Below are 17191 nucleotides of genomic sequence, written 5' to 3'. Positions count from 1 at the left end.
AAATGCGAAAATTTTTCAAGAAAATTCGCTTTCAGCTAACTTTCGCGTCTTGAAGCAATTTCTTCAAGTACGTCATGGCGTAATTCGGGCCGAACTCTGCGATCTGGCCGAAGATCTCGTAGCCGCATTTTTGGTAGAGCGTCAGCGCGTCAGCACTCATCGTGTCAATATAGGCGCCGGTGCAGCCGCGTTTGCGGGCTTCGTCTTCTGCCATTTGAAGAAGCTTGGGGCCGAGGCCTTGTCCGCGCAGGTCTTCGGGAATGAAGAGAAGGGCGGTATAAAGCCAGCCGCGGGCGGTGTGGCCGGAGAGGCCGCCGATCACTTTGCCGTCTTCGTCTTTCAGCGCGATGACCAGCTCTTTCCAATCGGCAGGGCCGAAGCGATGGAGATTGTAGTCTTTCAGGCCGGCGAGAATGGCGGCCGTGGCGCTCTCATCCGCGCCATCGCTGAGTTCGATCCTGTCGTGCATCTTATCTGCCTTCGCGCCACCACAGAGCAGAGAAGGCCAGCAGCAGGGCGGCGAGGCCGGCGAAGCCTGCAAAGAGTGGCAGGGTGTTGACGCCCTTCAGCACGGTCTCATCCGTCATGCGGATCAGCATGCGGTCATTGTCTGCAACGCGAACTTCGCCGCGCACGGGGAGAATATCCGGCAGGACCACACGATTGGCGTCGTCTACCACGCGATGGACGCTGCCTCTTGTCGCATCGGCCAGAGGCTTCAGCGTATCCGTGGTGGAGATCATCGCCTTGAATTCCGCCGCATCGACTGCGCCGACATGGACGAGTGTGGTGAAGTCACCGTTGGAGACTTCGTAGAGACCCGTCTCGTTCATGCGGCGTTCGATCTTGTAGAGACCGGGGTCCGTTTGGGTAAAGTTCATCGTTTCGGTCTTGCCGGAGGGGAATTTGACCGTGGCGTCGCCCGGATTGTCGCCGATGGTCTGGCGGGTGATCTCAAGCATGCGGCCATTGGCGCGCGCCGTCAGGGCCTCTTCCTCAAGTTCCGGCTCCTTCATCAGCCAGTGGGCGATGCGGCGATAGAGCGCCACATGCGGACCACCGCCTTCAAAGCCGCGCGCCCAGAGCCAGCCCTGGTCGGACAGCAGCATGGCGACGCGGCCTTCGCCCTGGCGGTTCAGTACCAGCAATGGGTCCTGGCTGGCGCCGAGCATGACTGTCTGGCCCTGGGGTTGCTCCACGCCGACAGTGCGGAACCAGCGACCCCAATGGGGTGGCTCGTCGCCAGAGCCTTCCAAGCCGCGTGTGACCGGGTGCTTCTTACCGGCTTCGGAAAGGCGCGGGAAGAAGGCGCCCTGATTGACCTGGCCGGTCGGCTGGGCGGGCAGCACCGATTCCAGCGGCGTCATCGCAATCGAATCCTGGCCCGCATGTTCAGGGCCTGCGGCAATCAGGAGCGCACCGCCCTTTTCCACATATTGAGCGATGTAATCATAATAGAGGATCGGCAGCACGCCGCGATGCTGGTAGCGGTCGAAGATGATCAGATCGAAATCGTTGATCTTTTCGACGAAGAGTTCACGCGTCGGGAAAGCGATCAGCGACAGTTCATTGATCGGCGTCCCATCCTGCTTTTCCGGCGGACGCAGAATGGTGAAGTGAACGAGGTCTACGGAGGTGTCCGACTTCAACAGGTTGCGCCAGGCGCGCTCACCGGCATGCGGCTCACCGGAGACGAGCAGCACACGCAGGTTCTGGCGAATACCCTCGATGACATGGACGGCGCGGTTGTTGGCGGTGGTGACTTCGCCCGGCAGCTCCGCGACGGAGAATTCCATCACATTGTTGCCGCCGCGCGGAACCTTGAAGGTGAAGGGAATGGGGCGTCCCGGCACGGCTTGCAGATTGCCGATTTCCTGGCCGTTCATCTTGATGGTGACATTCGCCGTGCCGCTTTGCGTGCGACCCTCGTCGAAGACGCGCAATGTGAGTTGCTGCTCTTCATTGACGATCCCGAAGCGGGGAGCGCGAACGACCTCGATACGACGATCGAATTCGTCAGCGCGGCCGGTGATCAGGCCATGGATCGGCGCCTTGAAGCCAAGCGTCTGTTCGACATCCGGCGTAGCGTTGGGAATGTCGTGGATCTGACCGTCGCTGAGAAAGATCGCGCCGCCGACGCGCGAGGGCGAGACATCCGAGACGGAGGCCGAGAGTGCCGAGAAAAGGTTCGTCGCGGGCGAGTCGCTGTTCTCGTCGTTGCGAACCTCGACGATGCGCGGCTCGATCCGGGGGAAGCGAGCAAGGCGCTCTCTGAGATTGGCCAAGGCCTGATCGGTCTGCGCGGTGCGCTGCTGCACGTCCTGGCTCTGCGACCGGTCGACGATCACCGGCACGATCGTGGAGAGCGGCTCGCGCTCCTCATTGGTCAGCAGCGGATTGGCGATGGCGAGCAGAAGGGCTGCAAGCGCAAGTCCGCGCAGCCATGCGCCGCGCACGCCACGCAGCAGACCGGCGACAGCCAGAACGAGCGCGGCTGCGGCCAGAATGGCGATGACGGTCCAGGGGAGGAAGGGGGCGAATGAGAGCGTCATGCGTTACTGCCCCAATCTCTGGAGAATATCGGGCACATGCACCTGATCGGCCTTATAGTTTCCGGTCAGCATATACATCATGATGTTGACGCCGGCGCGGTAGGCATATTCGCGCTGCATCTCGTCTGGCGGCACGGTTGGCAGAACCGGCGCGCCATTGTCATCCACCGCCCAGGCACCGGCAAAGTCGTTGCCGGTAATGATGATCGGCGATACGCCATCGCCCGAAGACGAAATGCCGGAGGTGGTCTTGGCCGCATCCTGGCGCGACTCGACCCACAGCGGGCTGCCGGTGTAGCGGCCGGGAAAATTCTTCAGCAGATAGAAGGAGCGTGTAACGACGTGATCCTGCGGCACGGGCTCCAGCGGCGGAATATCGACATTGGCGAGGATTTCCTGAAGCCGCTGCCCGTTGGCGCTGGTGCCGCTGTTCAACGACGAAAACTGGTCTCGCGTATCGAAGAGTACGGTGCCGCCGGCGCGCATATAGGCATCGATGCGCGAAATGGCCGCCGTCGACGGCATGGGTGCTGTGGCGGAAATCGGCCAATAGATGATCGGATAAAAGGAGAGCTCGTCCTTGGAGATATCGAGCCCGACTGGCGCACCCGGTTCCAGCGTCGTGCGCCAGGTCATGAACTCGGTCAGGCCCTGCAGGCCCTGTTGGGACACCCGATCGACATCATCCTCGCCGGTCTTCACATAGGCAAGATGGGTGGTGTCGAGACGGTTGAGGATTTCCTCGTCACCCGGCTTGGCGTCATTGGCATGAACCGGATTTGGCGTCAGCAGGGCGAAGGCACCGAGTGATGCAATGAGGATCGCGGCTGCAGATGAGCGCGCGCGCGGCATCTTGGAAAATGCGCCATTCATGAAAAGGATGATCAGGCTATCGGCAAAGAGCATGAGAAGAGCCGCGATGAAGAGAGCAGGGCGCAGCGACGTTGCCGCTTCGCCGACGAGACCTTCGGTAGCGACGGGCGTGCCGGCAAGTGACGTGTCGATCGGGCGAAGCGTCGCCCCAGGTGGCAGAAGGTTCAAGGCAACGAAGCCGGTTTCCGTGCCGTAGAGGCCGGGCGGATTGTCGAAACTTGCGCGCGGCGCTTGACCGGGGCGCGCTTCCAGCGGGCGGGCGGCGCCAATATCGGGTGAGAGCGAGCCTGTCGCGGTCAACACGCGATAAGGCGGCAAGGCTGCGGCCGGCGCATTCGCGGACGCCGAAGAGCCACCGACCTGCGACTGCTGAACGATCCGGCGCAGCATTTCGACAAAGTGGCCGGAGATGGGCAGGTCAGACCAGCTTGCTTCGGCGCTGACATGGAAGAGCACGATGCGACCGGCATCGACCGTGCGCGTGGTCACCAGCGGCGTGCCATCGGCAAGGCTTGCCCAGGTGCGCTCGGCAAGATCGGGCGTCGGTTCGGCGAGAACCTGGCGCTTGATGTGAACGCCTTCGGCACGTGGCATTCCGGCAAAGGGACCAAAATTGGGGAAGTCCGCCAGCGGCTGAGGCTCGGCCCAGGACAGAGCGCCGCCGAGAGCGCGTTCGCCCTGGCGCAAGGTCACCGGCACCAGCGGATCGTCTGCCGGCGCGGCGGCGAGGCGTGGACCGGCAAAGCGGATCAGCGTGCCGCCACGCGAAAGCCAGCGTTCGAGCGGCGCATAGGTTTCCTGCGGCAAGCGGCCGATATCGGCCATGACGATGACGGAAGGGTTGGTCTGCAGCAATTCTGGAATGGCGACGGCCAGATCGGGCTGCTGCTGCGGCACCAGATCCACATAGGGCTGGAGGGCGCGGCTGATATAATAGAGCGGCTGGAGCAGTGGCTGGAAATCATTGCCGGTCTCACCGGCAAGAAGCGCCACGCGACGGCGGCGGAAACCGTCATCCAGAAGATGGACCGCACCAGCGGTGGACAGCCGGTCGATAGAGAGACGGGCGAAATCATTGCGCAGCTCGAATGGCGCATTGATCTTCGCTGTGGTTTCAGCGGCACCGGGCGCAAAGCTTGCGCCGTCGCTGGCGAGAATACGTCCTTGGGAATCCTGCGCATTGATCGTGTAGTTGGCCGCCCCACTGGTGCTGAGGCGAGAGAGGGACACCGTCATGGTGTCGGCGCCGTTCTCCGCGCCGGTAATCGCGGCAACCTGCTGACCGTCGCCTTCGATCACGCGGAACTCGGAGGCCTGCAGGCTGGCAAGGCTGCTCAGTGCCGCGCGGTCTTCCGGTGTTGCGACGCCATCGGTGATATAGGCAAGTGTACCGGGCGCGGTGCCGTTCATCGCCTCGATGACGGACTCGGCAGCACGAACACGGTCCGGGACCAGCGGTTGTGGCTTGGCGGCGGCGAGCTTTTCCAGTGCGGCTGCTGTCGTGCCAGGCTCGGCATCATGTTCCCGGTCCGAGGTGAAGGTGATAGACACGGGGCGCTCGGCGCGCTCCGCATCGCCGATCAAGGCTTCTGCGGTTCTGACGCGGCGCTCCCAATCCGGGGCGGCAGCCCAGCTATTGTCGACGATCAGCACCAGCGGGCCGCTTCCCGCCAGCGTGTTGTTGCGCGGATTGATGACGGGATCGGCAAGCGCAAAGATGACGGCTGCGGCAAGCAGCATGCGCAAGAGTGTTAGCCACCAGGGGCTTTTCGACGGTGTTTCCTCGCGCTTCAGAACCGTTGCGAGAATACGCAGCGGCGGAAAGACTTCCGCCCTCGGGCGCGGTGGCGTGAGGCGCAAGAGCCACCAGATGGCGGGCAAAGCGAGGAGGCCGAAAAGAATATAGGGGCTGGTGAAGACGAAGGGGAGCGCGCTCATGGGCGGTCTCCGTTTCGCCCGCCAGCTGGTGAGCCGGAGAGATACATGTGCATGGCGACCAGCGCTTCGGATGCCAGATGGTCGGTGCGGTGGAAGATGAAGTTCCAGCCAAGCCGGCGCAGCGACGAGGAAAGCGCCTCACGACGGGCGAAGTAGGCGCGGGTGTAGTCCTCCCGGATGGTTTCGGCACGTCCCGAGGTCAGCTTCTCGCCGGTTTCGGGATCTGAAAATTCCGTGCGCCCGCTATAGGGGAACACCTCTTCCGCCGGATCGGCAATCTCCACCACGTGACCGCCAAGACCACGGCGTGCCAGCGGCGAGAGCCGCTCCATGATCGTGGTCGCATCATCGAGAAAATCGCCGATCAGGACGATGTCGCTGGCGCCACGGATCATGCTGGTATCGGGAAGGCCGGTGGTGGCGGGTGCGTGCATGATGGCATTGGCCAGCCGTTCTGCGGCGTTGCGGGCGGAGACCGGTTCCATGATGCCGGGGCAGCCGATGCGCTCACCGGAACGGGCGAGGATCTCCGCCAGTGCCAGCAGCAGCACGAGCGCGCGGCTTTCCTTGGAGACGGTTCCCAGCGTCGATTTATACATCATAGAGGGCGACAGATCCGCCCAAAGCCAGATCGTGTGAGCGGCTTCCCATTCGCGATCGCGCACATAGGTATGATCGTCGCGGGCGGAACGCCGCCAATCGATGCGCGACAGGCTTTCACCATCGGCATAGGGCCGGAACTGCCAGAAGTTTTCGCCGATGCCGCGCTTGCGGCGACCGTGCCAGCCGGCGGTCACGGTATTGGCGATGCGCCTGGCTTCGACCATGCAATCCGGCACCAGAGCGGCGCGCTGGCGCGCACGGGCCAGCACGTCGCTGCCCGATGTCTGCTCTACGATCTGGCCGATGGATGCCACATGCGCTCCTGTCTGTTTCTAAAGACCGTCGTCTTCTTTGGTGACGGCTTAGTTCTTGGCGTGCTCTACGAGGCCGGCAATCACGTCACGTACCGACATTCCCTCGGCGCGTGCGGCAAAGGTCAGCGCCATGCGGTGTTCCAGCACGGGCTCTGCCAGCGCATAGATATCATCAAGCGAGGGCGCCAGGCGGCCTTCGTAAAGCGCGCGGGCGCGGGCCGTCAGCATCAGGGATTGTCCGGCACGCGGGCCTGGACCCCATGCGACGTTCTTGTCGGTCAGCTTGTTGCCCTGGCCTGGGCGGGCCGAGCGGACGAGCGAGAGGATCGCATCCACCACCTTGTCGCTGACAGGCATCTGGCGGATCAGGGTCTGGATTTCGATCAGCCGCTCGGACTCGATCATGCGGCGTGCTTCGGCCGATGCCGTTCCAGTGGTGTCGAGAAGGATCTGACGTTCGGCGGCAAGTTCCGGATAATCCACATCCACCTGGAGGAGGAAGCGGTCGAGCTGCGCTTCGGGCAGCGGATAGGTGCCTTCCTGTTCCAACGGGTTCTGGGTTGCCAGCACATGGAAGGGCTTGGGCAGATCGTAACGCTGGCCGGCCACCGTGATGTGATATTCCTGCATGGACTGCAGCAGCGCCGACTGGGTGCGCGGGCTGGCACGGTTGATCTCGTCGGCCATCAGCAACTGGCCGAAGATTGGTCCCTTGATGAAGCGGAAGGAGCGACGACCGCTCTCGTCCTGATCCATGACTTCGGAGCCGAGAATATCCGAGGGCATCAGGTCGGGGGTAAACTGGATGCGGTTGGCATCGAGCCCCAGCACCGTGCCGAGCGTGGTGACGAGCTTGGTCTTTGCCAGACCCGGAACGCCGACGAGCAGCGCGTGGCCGCCGGAGAGAATGGCGAGAAGCGTGTTCTGCACCACTTTTTCCTGACCGAAAATGACCTTGGAGACTTCGCCGCGAATAGCGGCAATATCGGCCAGCGCCTTTTCCGCAGCGGCGACGATCGCCTTTTCGTCGAGGGTTTCGGTGGTGTTCATCACGCCCATATGGCTCTCCTCAAAACCCCGCCGCAGCGGTCCCAGAATCGATTCTTTGTTGCCGTTTGTCTCTTCGGGATAACCGGTTTCCACTTATCCCTGACAAACTCCGACGTTCAACCTTCCTATTGGAATACAGGAGGGATTTGGCGCTGCCTATAGCTTATTGCCACGCAAACCGCTGACAAGCATCCTTTAAGTGACTATCTCGTTACCCATGTTCCTTTATTGCATAATTGGCAAAGCAGGGCTCGAATATGGCAGATGACAGGATTAATGCGGCGACGGATGCGGCAGGGCTTGCGGCATTGATTTCCCGCGCCAGCGAGCAGACGGGTGACAAGCCCCGGGGACCGGCCCCCGTGGAGAAATGGAACCCGCCTTTCTGTGGCGATCTCGACATGGAAATCCGCGCCGATGGCACATGGTTCTATATGGGGACGCCGATCGGCAGAGCACCGCTTGTGCGTTTGTTTTCAACGGTTTTGCGCAAGGATGAGGATGGCAAGACCTACCTCGTCACGCCGGTGGAAAAAGTCGGCATCCGGGTCGTCGATGCGCCTTTCATCGCCGTCGAAATGAGTGTCGGCGAGAAGGACGGCGCCCCGCTTTTGACCTTCCGAACAAATGTTGGTGATGTGGTCGAAGCCGGGCTTGAGCATCCCCTTCGTTTCACCACAGACGGCGAGAATAATGAGCTGAAACCCTATATCCTCGTGCGTGGGCGGCTGGAGGCTTTGGTGTCGCGCGCGGTGATGTATGATCTGGTGGAGCTCGGGGAGGCGATCGATATTGACGGCCGGGCGATGTTCTCCGTGCGCTCCGGCGGAGAGGTGTTTCCGATCATGCCTGCGGATGAGCTGGAAGCGCTTGCCCGATGAGAGCTGAACTGATGGCATTTTCCGCTGCCGACTTCCGGCGGCGGGTCCTGGAGGATGGCGAGGGTGTTGCCGAGCGGGAGGATCGCGACGCGGGGGATATCGGCGATCATATTCTCAATCCGAGTGTGCGACTTTCCGGCGATGGTATTCGGCTGAAGGATGCGGCGGTGCTGGTTCCGGTCATCGATGACGGCGACGAGGCGAGGGTGATCTTCACCCAGCGGACCAAGACGTTGCGCAATCATTCCGGCCAGATCTCCTTTCCCGGTGGCGGCATCGATGCGCAGGATCGCTCGCCGGAAGAGGCGGCACTGCGCGAGACGGAAGAAGAAATCGGCATGTCGCGCCGGTTTGTCGAAACGGTCGGGCGCATGCCCGATTATATTTCCGGCACGGGGTTTCGCATCAAGCCGGTTCTGGCTGTCGTCAGGCCTGGATTTACACTGACGCCGAACCCGGCGGAGGTGGATGAGGTGTTCGAGGTACCATTGTCCTTTCTGATGAACCCTGCCAACCACAGCCGTGGCAGCCGGATGTTTCAGGGGAGAGAGCGGTTTTTCTACGAAATGCCCTATGGCGAACGCTACATTTGGGGCATTACGGCGGGCATCGTGCGCAGCATTTACGAGAGGTTCTATTCATGAGCGGCATTGCCGGGCAGAGCTGGTTTTCCAAACCCGGCCTTCAGCGGATTTTTTCGCTTCTGAACGCCGATGGCGGCGAGGCGCGCGTGGTGGGTGGGGCTGTGCGCAACGCGCTTATGGGACTGCCGGTCGGCGATATCGACATGGCGACGACGCTGCCGCCGCGGGATGTTGTGGAGCGGGCAAAAGATGCCGGTATAAAGGCGGTGCCGACGGGTATCGACCACGGCACCGTGACGCTGGTTGTGGATGGTGAAGGTTATGAGGTGACGACGCTTCGTCGCGATGTGACGACCGACGGGCGCCACGCCGAGGTCGCCTTCGGTACGGACTGGAAAGAAGACGCCGAACGGCGCGACCTGACGATCAATGCGCTTTATGCCGACGCCTCCGGCGAGGTCATCGACCTGATCGGTGGACTTGCCGATATCGAAACCAAGACCGTTCGCTTCATCGGCGATGCGGCAACACGGATTGCCGAAGATCATCTGCGCATCCTGCGCTTCTTCCGCTTCTTTGCCTATTATGGTTCTGGTCGCCCGGATGCGGATGGCCTGCGGGCGAGTGCGCGCGCCAAGGACAAGCTTTCGACGCTATCGGCCGAACGGGTCTGGAGCGAAATGAAGAAGCTGCTTGGCGCCGAGGACCCGTCGCGGGCACTGCTCTGGATGCGGCAAGCCGGCGTTTTGGCGCAAATCCTCCCCGAGACGGAGAAGTGGGGCATCGACTCGATCCACGGTTTGGTCGCAACCGAGCAGGCGCTGGGCTGGAAGCCCGACCCGATGCTACGGCTCGCCTCCATCATCCCGCCCGATGCAGAGCGGGTCGCCGTTCTTTCCAGCCGGTTGCGCATGTCCAAGAACGAAGCGGCGCGTCTCGATCAATGGGCGAAAGCCCCGGCAGTCGATCCGTCACTCGCCGAGACCGCACTCGATCGTCTCCTTTATCGACAAGGCGTCGAGGGCGTGAAGACGGGGCTGAAACTTGCTCTTTCCTCTGCAAGAGCGGACATGTCTGCGGGGGACGCCGCGATGCAGAAGATTGCCAAGCTTTCCACCTTGCTTGCGCGTGCCGAAAAGTTCAACAAGCCTTCTTTCCCACTCAGCGGTGCGGATGTGCTGGCAGCCGGTCTTCCTGCTGGCCCTCAGGTGGGCGAGGTTCTGGGTGAACTCGAAGCGGCGTGGGTGGATGGCAACTTCGCGGCTGACCGTGAGACGTTGCTTACACGCCTGGTGACGAAACTGCAGCAGCGCTCATGATGTATTCCACCCCGGACAACGTCCGGGGTGATACGTGATTGGGCGCGTCGAAGCTCAGGCTTCGACCTGGTTTTCATCGCGAATACGGGCCTTGATGTTTTCGACCATGTTTTCGCGGATGATGGTTTCACCATGGGCCTGGCGCATGTGCTCGACGCTGCGGCGTACAACCTCGGCGTCTTCATCGGCGCGGGTGTGCCATTCGCAACCGGGTACCAATGTTCCACATTCGAAAAGTCTCATAACAGCCTCCCTATATGGATGGTCGGCCAAGGTCACTGTTGCAACCGGCCTGACGTTCAAACGGTCGCGACAGGGTTATGTTCCTGGCGTTGTCGGCTAAGGCGCCGTGCGTCCGATTGATCCTATGCTTTATCGGCTCACGCGATTTGTCGTTCAGAGACCGCCAGCGTCTCCTCGATGGGGCAAGGTTTTCCAAGGAGGTAGCCTTGACCGATATCGCATCCGAGGTCTTGGAGCCGCCGGAGCTGTGATGCGTCTTCGATGCCCTCTGCGGTGATTTTGACCCCGAGCCCAATCCCAAGCGCAATGATTGCCCGGACGACCTTTTCCTGCCGATCGCTTTCCTCGAATGTTGCTACAAACTTTCTGTCGATCTTGATTTTATTGAACTGATAGTTTGATAGCTGAGAAAGACTGGAATAGCCGGTCCCAAAGTCATCCAGAGCGATTTTGATGCCGGATTTGACGAGACCGTCAAGAACGTCGCGCGCCGTTTCGGCGTCGTTGATGAGAGCACTCTCTGTGACCTCAAGTTCCAGGCGATGCACGGGTAAACCGACCTCGCCAAGCACCTTGAGGAGACGCAGTCCAAGCAGCCTGTCGCTGAGCTGGACTGGAGAGATATTGAAGGACAGAACGGTGTGAGGGGGCCATGATAACGCATCCTGGCAGGCAATGCGGAATAACTGGTCGGTCAGTTCGACAATCAGTCCAGCGTTTTCCGCCAAAGGGATGAACTCGCACGGGGAAACGAATTTGCCAGGCTCTCTTTCCCAACGGGCAAGTGCCTCGTAGCCGACAATTTCCTGTGTCTTGAGATCAACGAGCGGCTGATAGTATGGGCGGATTTTTCCCAGCTTCATGGCAAGCTTCAGGTCCGCTTCCATCTGAATTTTCTTGATCAACTCTTCCTGCATCTCCGGCACGAAGGCCTTGACGATGTTGCGGCCGATTTTCTTGGCCGCATACATCGCGCAATCGGAGTATTGGATGGCTTCTGCCGGGAAGGCGCTGTCTTCCGGGATACGAGCAAATCCAATGCTCGCACCAATCTCAACAGTCGCGCCATTGATGGCGATGGGTTTACTGATCGCAACAACCATGCGTTTTCCCAGGGCAGACAGATCCTGATTGCCCTTTCTCTCGACCACCACCACAAATTCATCGCCACCCAGCCGATAGACATTGTCTTCCGGGAACATCGAACAGAGCCGTTTTGCCACGACCTTCAGCACCTGGTCTCCATGCTCGTGGCCGAGAAGATCATTCACCTTCTTGAACCCGTCCAGGTCGAGACTAAAGATCGCACTTCGCTGCGTTTGAGAGAGGGTTAGAAGCTTTAAGAGGGCGACCTCCAGCAACCTCCTGTTCGGCAACTCCGTCAGCGGATCATGGCAGGCAATCCAGTCGACATGTTTCTCAGCCGTTACACGCAGTTGGATTTCTCGGTGCATGTCCTTGATGCGAAGCACCGAGTAAATCAGACCAAGCCCGCCGGCTATCGTCAACGCGGTGAATATCTCATCGAGATTGTAGGCTTCTTGAGAGACGAACAGGGCGTCGATAGCTTCGTGGCCGTCGAAGAGGAAGGCGGTGCCATAGATGAGCGCAAATGCGAGGAGCCAGACAATCGCCTCCCATTTGGCGCGGTTTGGATGCATGGACGGCATGACGTTTCTGCCTCGCGCTGAGAAATGGCATCATGCCGGTCGTATGGGAATGCATCCTCCCAACGTTTATGTATATTGCCGAATATGCGTTTCGCACGTGTTAAGGCATTCTGCCTCGACACCTGCGGTAACGCGTCAAGCTGCCAGCGCATCACTTGATGCAAACATGGCCTGGAGATCGAGAAAACAGATCATGCCCGATATGTGGGTGATGATGCCTGCGCACCAGGATCTATCGAAGGAACTGGCAACGGACGGTGTCGGCTGCAATTGATCGGAGGTGACAGACAGCATGTCGGTCACCTGATCGACCACCAATCCCAAAGGCGTGCCGCTCACCTCCACCACGACGATGGCGCTCCTCTCCGTGGTCTCGCCTGATCGCATGCCGAGTTTGCGCGACAGGTCGATCGTGGGAATGACCATCCCACGCAGATTGATGATCCCAAGAAGCTCTGGCGAGGCATGCGGTAGCGGTGTCGAAGCAGCCCATCCACGGATCTCGCGAACAGAGGTTGTTTCGATGCAGAAGGTCTGCTCTCCAAGCTGGAAGGCGATGATATCGAGCGTCGTCAGACCGTTCATATTTTGCGAAAGGTTGGACATCAGAACTCCTCCCAACTGTCGGTTTTGATCGCGGCATTGCCTTGAAACGCATTTGATATCCTTGCCACCATCTGCCGGGGCTGGGATGCCACGGGACGCGCAGCGACTGATACAGGCACCGGCATCGAACGGCGCGCGGGTGCGTTTGAGCCGATCTTGAACTGAGACAACAGCTGGAAGAGCGCCTCCGCTTCTTTTGCAAGGCTATGGGCCGCAGCCGATGTTTCTTCGACCATGGCAGCATTTTGCTGGGTGCCCTGATCAATCGTATTCACGGCCGTGTTGATTTCCTTAAGCCCTGTCGCCTGTTCCCTTGAGGCCTCGACGATCGCGACAACATTCGCATCGACGTGGACGACCTGTCCGACGATCTCCTCCAGTACCTTTCCTGTTTCGCCGACAAGAGCCACGCCGCTCTTGACGTGTCCATTCGAGGCGCTGATCAGACCTTTGATTTCCTTGGCGGCCTTCGCCGAGCGTTGCGCAAGTTCACGAACTTCCTGCGCGACAACGGCAAAACCCTTGCCTGCGTCTCCGGCGCGTGCCGCTTCAACGCCGGCATTCAATGCCAGGAGGTTGGTTTGAAAGGCAATTTCATCGATGACGCCAATAATATTGGCAATTTCGGACGCAGAGGATTCAATCTTGCCCATTGCATCGACGGCCTGGCGAACCACAAGACCGGAGCGCTCGGCATTGTCCTTCGTCTTGCGAACAAGCTGTCCTGCTTCCTGCGCGCGCTGGCTGGAATCCGAACCGGTCGTGGTTATTTCCTCAAGAGCCGCCGCCGTTTCTTCGACGGACGCGGCCTGCTGTTCCGTCCGGCGGGACAAATCGTCAGAGGCAGATCGGATTTCCTGGGATGCGGCCGCTATGGCGCTTGCGTTCTCCGACACCGCTTCCATTGCCGAGCAGAGTTTTGACGCCGCAACGTTGAAATCCGTGCGGAGTTTCTCAAGCGCCGGCAAGAACGGTGTTGAAAGCTGTTGTGTCAGATCGCCTTCTGCGACGCTCTGGAGCGCTGCCGCAAGCAAGTCCACGTTGTCTACGCGAGCCGTGACATCGGTCGCAAACTTGACCACCTTGAAGACGTTACCGTTCATGTCCAAGATCGGATTATAGGACGCTTGGATGTGCACCTTTTTGCCACCCTTGCCGATGCGCAGAAACTCGTCTGCGACAAATTCTCCTTCCGATAGGCGCGCCCAGAAATTCTGGTAGTCGTTGCTGCCGACATAGGCCTTGTCGCAGAACATGGAGTGGTGTTTGCCCTTAATCTCGGCCAGCTGATAGCCGAGGACCGTCAGGAAGTTCTGGTTGGCTGTCAGAATTTCGCCTGTCGGTGTAAACTCGATCACGGCCTGCGAGCGGGAGAGAGCATCGAGCTTGCCTGCATCCTCGGCAGACTTCAATTTCTGCTCGGTGATGTCGGTTGCGAATTTGACCACCTTGTAGAATTTGCCGCCGCGCGACACCGGATTGTAGGATGCCTCGATCCAGACTTCCTTTCCGCCTTTGGCGATCCGTTTGTATTGGCGGCGATCGAACCTGCCGGCGTTGAGTTCGCTCCAGAATTGCCTGTAATCTGCGCTGGCGGCTTCAGCCGGATCGACGAAGATGCGGTGGTGTTGGCCAACGATTTCGCTCAGCTCATAGCCGAGCGCTTTGCAAAAATTCTCATTCGCCGTCAGGATTTTGCCGGTCATATCGAATTCGATAATCGCTTGCGATTTACTCATTGCAGCCAAAACGGCTTTGGCGTCGTTCGAGAAACTCAAAGACATCATTCTCAAGACACTCCCTATCTGCCGGAGGCTCGGGTGCCTGATCCCTATCGATCTCGGTCATTTTGGCCACGGCTGTTAAACGCAATACAGGCAGGGCGACCAATTGTTTTGAGAGCTGCTTTCGTCCTGTCGCCCCCAGTTTTAGGGGTCAATTGTTGCCAAAGGCTTAATGCCAATATCCGCAATTGAGCTTTTGCTCATAAATTATGCGCTTTGCCCAATAAGTGATTCATAGAGCGCGGTGCTTTCTATTGAACGCACAAAGGATGCCCTCTCTTTTTTGATCTACGCATCTGTGCTTTCCGGAAATCGATTTCGGTTTTCGGGCCGCTGCTGTCGTTTGACGCAGGGACATAAATTAGGCGGCGCAGAACTGTGGGGGCGCGAAAAGGCCGTCCGATCAAGCCAGAACTGAAGTCAGGGCGAGCGAGCCTGAAGGATCGCGGCCGGCCTTAATGGATCAGACCGCGGCGGATGGCTTCGGCAATTGCGTGAACACGATTGTCCGCGCCAAGCTTGCGAATAGCCGTCTTGATATAGCTGTTCACCGTATCGGGCGTATAGCCGCTCGATTTCGCGATATCATCCGTCGTCTTGCCAAGGCTGGCATATCGTAGACAGACGATTTCGCCCTCGCTCAGTTTCAGGGTCTGAGCCGAGAACTTTTCCATGATCGGACGCGTGATCACGCGGTGCGTCACTTCCGCCTGCTCCTTGAGGAAGCTGATTTCATCCTGATCGAACGGCGTCGCTCTCGAGAAGGTTATTGCGCCGAAGACAACGTCGCCACGCCGTATGGGAAACAACGTCCGGTTCAGAACGCCGAAGGTGCGTGCAAGATAGATCAGCCGCTGCGGTGGAGCTGCCTGCTCGTAAACCTTCTCGTCGATGATGACATCTGTTGCCGTTACGGAGGCTTGAACGAATGGGTCGGCTTTCAGAAGATCGTCGCCGTAATAGGCATCAAGAAACGCCGGCGGCACGTCCGTGTCGATCGAGAACCCGCTACCGAAGCGATATCCGTCCAAATCGAGTCCCGCTACAGCAAAGAAGTCAAACGGCACGGCCTTGCGCAGCCTCTCCATGAAAGGATGTTGTGCCACATGACGCCGGGTCGGCACCGACCTCAGATCAACGGCCTCGTTTAACAACTCCTGCGGGGCAAGCGCGCGTGAATATGGCAAATCGCAACTCCTAGAAACAGAAATCCAGTTTCTGGGGTGCGGATGTTAATTTTCTATGAAATTTTAAGCTGAAACTATGAGGGGTGTTATCCTGACGCGCCGCACTTCCCAGCGAGACGCGCCAGAAATATCGTTCGCCTTCACCCTTGTTCGGGCAAAGCCCAGCAAGCGAAGACCGAAGATGTTGCAACGGCAGGGCCGGTCTTCTCATTCACCTTGTCGTCATTGGCGGCGTTTTCATTGGCCAGCTTGCGCTTCACCTGCTCGACATAGAACGACAGCGGCAGTTCGCGATCTCCCGTCTCGCGCATTTCCGTGGCCAGCCGGTCGATCAGTTCTGATGTGGGGATGATGCGCGGCTGTTTGCCGTCAACCGTAGAAATGGGCATGCTGTTCGAAGTAATCATGACGATAGCTCCTCCAGTCCATCTAGCACTCAAAGACTATCACCGCCCGATTTTTGCGATAGGGTCAATTTTTCAAAAAACCGCCACTTCACGCGAAGGACGATCAAAATTTTCGTGATTGCTTGATTTTTTTTAAGGCCAGCGCACGACAGGCGGGAGGGACGACAGGATCGACTCCACATTGCCCCCGGTCTTCAGGCCGAAAATCGTGCCGCGATCGTGGAGAAGATTGAATTCCACGTAGCGACCACGGCGAATCAGCTGTTCGTCACGGTCTTCTTCGGTCCATGGCTGATTGAAATTGCCGCGCACGATCTTGGGGTAGGCAAGGTTGAAGGCGCGGCCGACATCCTGGACGAAGGCGAAATTGGCGTTCCAGCCGCCCTTGTCCTCACCCGGATGCAACCAGTCGAAAAAGATGCCACCGATGCCGCGCGGCTCGTTGCGATGCTTGAGGAAGAAATATTCATCGCACCATTGCTTGTAGCGCGGATAATCGGCGACCGCGTGCCGGTTGCAGGTAATCTCGAAGACGCGGTGAAAGAGCTGCGTGTCCTGATCATCCTGGGTGCGGCGACGGTTGAGGACTGGTGTCAGATCGGCGCCGCCACCGAACCAGTGGCTGGTCGTCACCACCATGCGTGTGTTCATATGCACGGCAGGTACATTGGGATTGACCGGATGGGCAATCAGCGAAATGCCGGACGCCCAGAAGCTTGGGTCCTCGTCGGCACCCGGCATCTGCTTGCGGAATTCCTCCGAGAACTCGCCATGAACGGTAGAGGTGTGGACGCCGACTTTCTCGAACACCCGGCCTTCCATCATCGACATGATGCCGCCGCCGCCTTGGCCTTCATCGCGCAGCCATTTCTTCTGAACGAAGCGTCCAGGCGGCTGATCGGAGAGCGGACCCTGAAGCTCATCCTCGATGGTCTCAAAGGAGGCAACGATCGTGTCTCGCAGGCTCTCGAACCAGGCTTTGGCGATCGCCTTCTTGTCCTCGATGTCGTCCGGCAGGCCCTTTGGCAAAACGGGGCGTTCCATATCCGGTCTCCTTCATGCGATTCGATTTTGTTCTGACGATTTAGAGCATTTCCATCAGAAGTGTGTAGCGGTTTTGCGCAGGGAAATGACGTCCCAACAAAAGGTGATCGCCATGGGTTGCGGATGCGATTTCGAC

The 17191-nt window shown here is 59.4% G+C and carries 15 protein-coding genes; 3 read left to right on the top strand and 12 right to left on the bottom strand.

Translation table 11 applies throughout. The annotated features are described in order from the left end of the window. Positions 1-31 precede the first annotated feature (31 nt). Genes EYC79_RS19275 through EYC79_RS19255 form a run of 5 tightly spaced genes read right to left on the bottom strand, consistent with a single transcriptional unit; the run spans position 32 to position 7339 of the window. Complete coding sequence (locus EYC79_RS19275) at positions 32-469, bottom strand: GNAT family N-acetyltransferase (protein ID WP_130979155.1); 438 nt, start codon at positions 467-469, stop codon at positions 32-34. Position 470: 1 nt separating this feature from the next. Beyond that, on the bottom strand, positions 471-2552 hold the full coding sequence (locus tag EYC79_RS19270; protein WP_130979153.1) for a hypothetical protein: 2082 nt from the start codon (positions 2550-2552) through the stop codon (positions 471-473). Between the two features lie 3 nt (positions 2553-2555). Continuing rightward, on the bottom strand, positions 2556-5363 hold the full coding sequence (locus tag EYC79_RS19265) for a DUF4159 domain-containing protein (protein WP_130979151.1): 2808 nt from the start codon (positions 5361-5363) through the stop codon (positions 2556-2558). Next, positions 5360-6280: a DUF58 domain-containing protein gene (locus EYC79_RS19260; protein WP_062440233.1), complete on the bottom strand. Its 921-nt coding sequence runs from the start codon at positions 6278-6280 to the stop codon at positions 5360-5362. The genes EYC79_RS19265 and EYC79_RS19260 overlap by 4 nt, the downstream gene beginning before the upstream one ends. Before the next feature lie 48 nt (positions 6281-6328). Further along, complete coding sequence (locus tag EYC79_RS19255; protein WP_062426366.1) at positions 6329-7339, bottom strand: AAA family ATPase; 1011 nt, start codon at positions 7337-7339, stop codon at positions 6329-6331. A 248-nt stretch (positions 7340-7587) separates the two neighbouring features. On the opposite strand from EYC79_RS19255, the gene EYC79_RS19250 reads away from it, so the two are divergent. Genes EYC79_RS19250 through EYC79_RS19240 form a run of 3 tightly spaced genes read left to right on the top strand, consistent with a single transcriptional unit; the run spans position 7588 to position 10114 of the window. Then, entirely contained in the window at positions 7588-8211 is a 624-nt protein-coding gene (locus tag EYC79_RS19250) for a DUF1285 domain-containing protein (protein ID WP_130979149.1), read from the top strand. Continuing rightward, positions 8208-8855 (top strand): NUDIX hydrolase, encoded by a 648-nt coding sequence (locus tag EYC79_RS19245; RefSeq protein ID WP_130979147.1) that lies wholly within the window; start codon positions 8208-8210, stop codon positions 8853-8855. The genes EYC79_RS19250 and EYC79_RS19245 overlap by 4 nt, the downstream gene beginning before the upstream one ends. Beyond that, positions 8852-10114, top strand: a complete 1263-nt coding sequence (locus tag EYC79_RS19240; RefSeq protein ID WP_130979145.1) for a CCA tRNA nucleotidyltransferase — start codon at positions 8852-8854, stop codon at positions 10112-10114. Before EYC79_RS19245 ends, EYC79_RS19240 begins: the two co-directional genes overlap by 4 nt. A 54-nt stretch (positions 10115-10168) precedes the next feature. Here EYC79_RS19240 and EYC79_RS19235 read toward each other — a convergent pair whose 3' ends face one another. The 7 genes from EYC79_RS19235 to hemF all read right to left on the bottom strand — a co-directional run bounded on the left by EYC79_RS19235 (position 10169) and on the right by hemF (position 17055). After that, positions 10169-10357 carry a DUF1059 domain-containing protein gene (locus EYC79_RS19235; RefSeq protein ID WP_062440243.1) on the bottom strand — a complete coding sequence of 63 codons (189 nt, stop codon included), beginning with the start codon at positions 10355-10357 and terminating at the stop codon, positions 10169-10171. A gap of 137 nt (positions 10358-10494) precedes the next feature. After that, entirely contained in the window at positions 10495-12027 is a 1533-nt protein-coding gene (locus EYC79_RS19230) for a putative bifunctional diguanylate cyclase/phosphodiesterase (RefSeq protein ID WP_130979143.1), read from the bottom strand. Positions 12028-12162: 135 nt separating this feature from the next. Further along, a complete protein-coding gene (locus tag EYC79_RS19225; RefSeq protein WP_062598697.1) occupies positions 12163-12633 on the bottom strand; it encodes a chemotaxis protein CheW in 471 nt (156 codons plus the stop codon). Next, on the bottom strand, positions 12633-14426 hold the full coding sequence (locus EYC79_RS19220; protein WP_472240650.1) for a methyl-accepting chemotaxis protein: 1794 nt from the start codon (positions 14424-14426) through the stop codon (positions 12633-12635). The genes EYC79_RS19225 and EYC79_RS19220 overlap by 1 nt, the downstream gene beginning before the upstream one ends. Before the next feature lie 446 nt (positions 14427-14872). Further along, a complete protein-coding gene (locus tag EYC79_RS19215) occupies positions 14873-15604 on the bottom strand; it encodes a helix-turn-helix transcriptional regulator (RefSeq protein ID WP_062598695.1) in 732 nt (243 codons plus the stop codon). A 140-nt stretch (positions 15605-15744) separates the two neighbouring features. After that, entirely contained in the window at positions 15745-16011 is a 267-nt protein-coding gene (locus tag EYC79_RS19210) for a hypothetical protein (protein WP_062426375.1), read from the bottom strand. A gap of 132 nt (positions 16012-16143) precedes the next feature. Then, on the bottom strand, positions 16144-17055 hold the full coding sequence (hemF, locus tag EYC79_RS19205; protein WP_130979139.1) for an oxygen-dependent coproporphyrinogen oxidase: 912 nt from the start codon (positions 17053-17055) through the stop codon (positions 16144-16146). Between the last annotated feature and the right edge of the window lie 136 nt (positions 17056-17191).

It is taken from the genome of Agrobacterium cavarae, assembly GCF_004310285.1.
In the GTDB taxonomy this organism is placed as follows: Bacteria; Pseudomonadota; Alphaproteobacteria; order Rhizobiales; family Rhizobiaceae; genus Agrobacterium; species Agrobacterium cavarae.
Note: the sequence above shows the minus strand (reverse complement) of the source record. Positions and strands in the feature narration are given on the sequence as shown.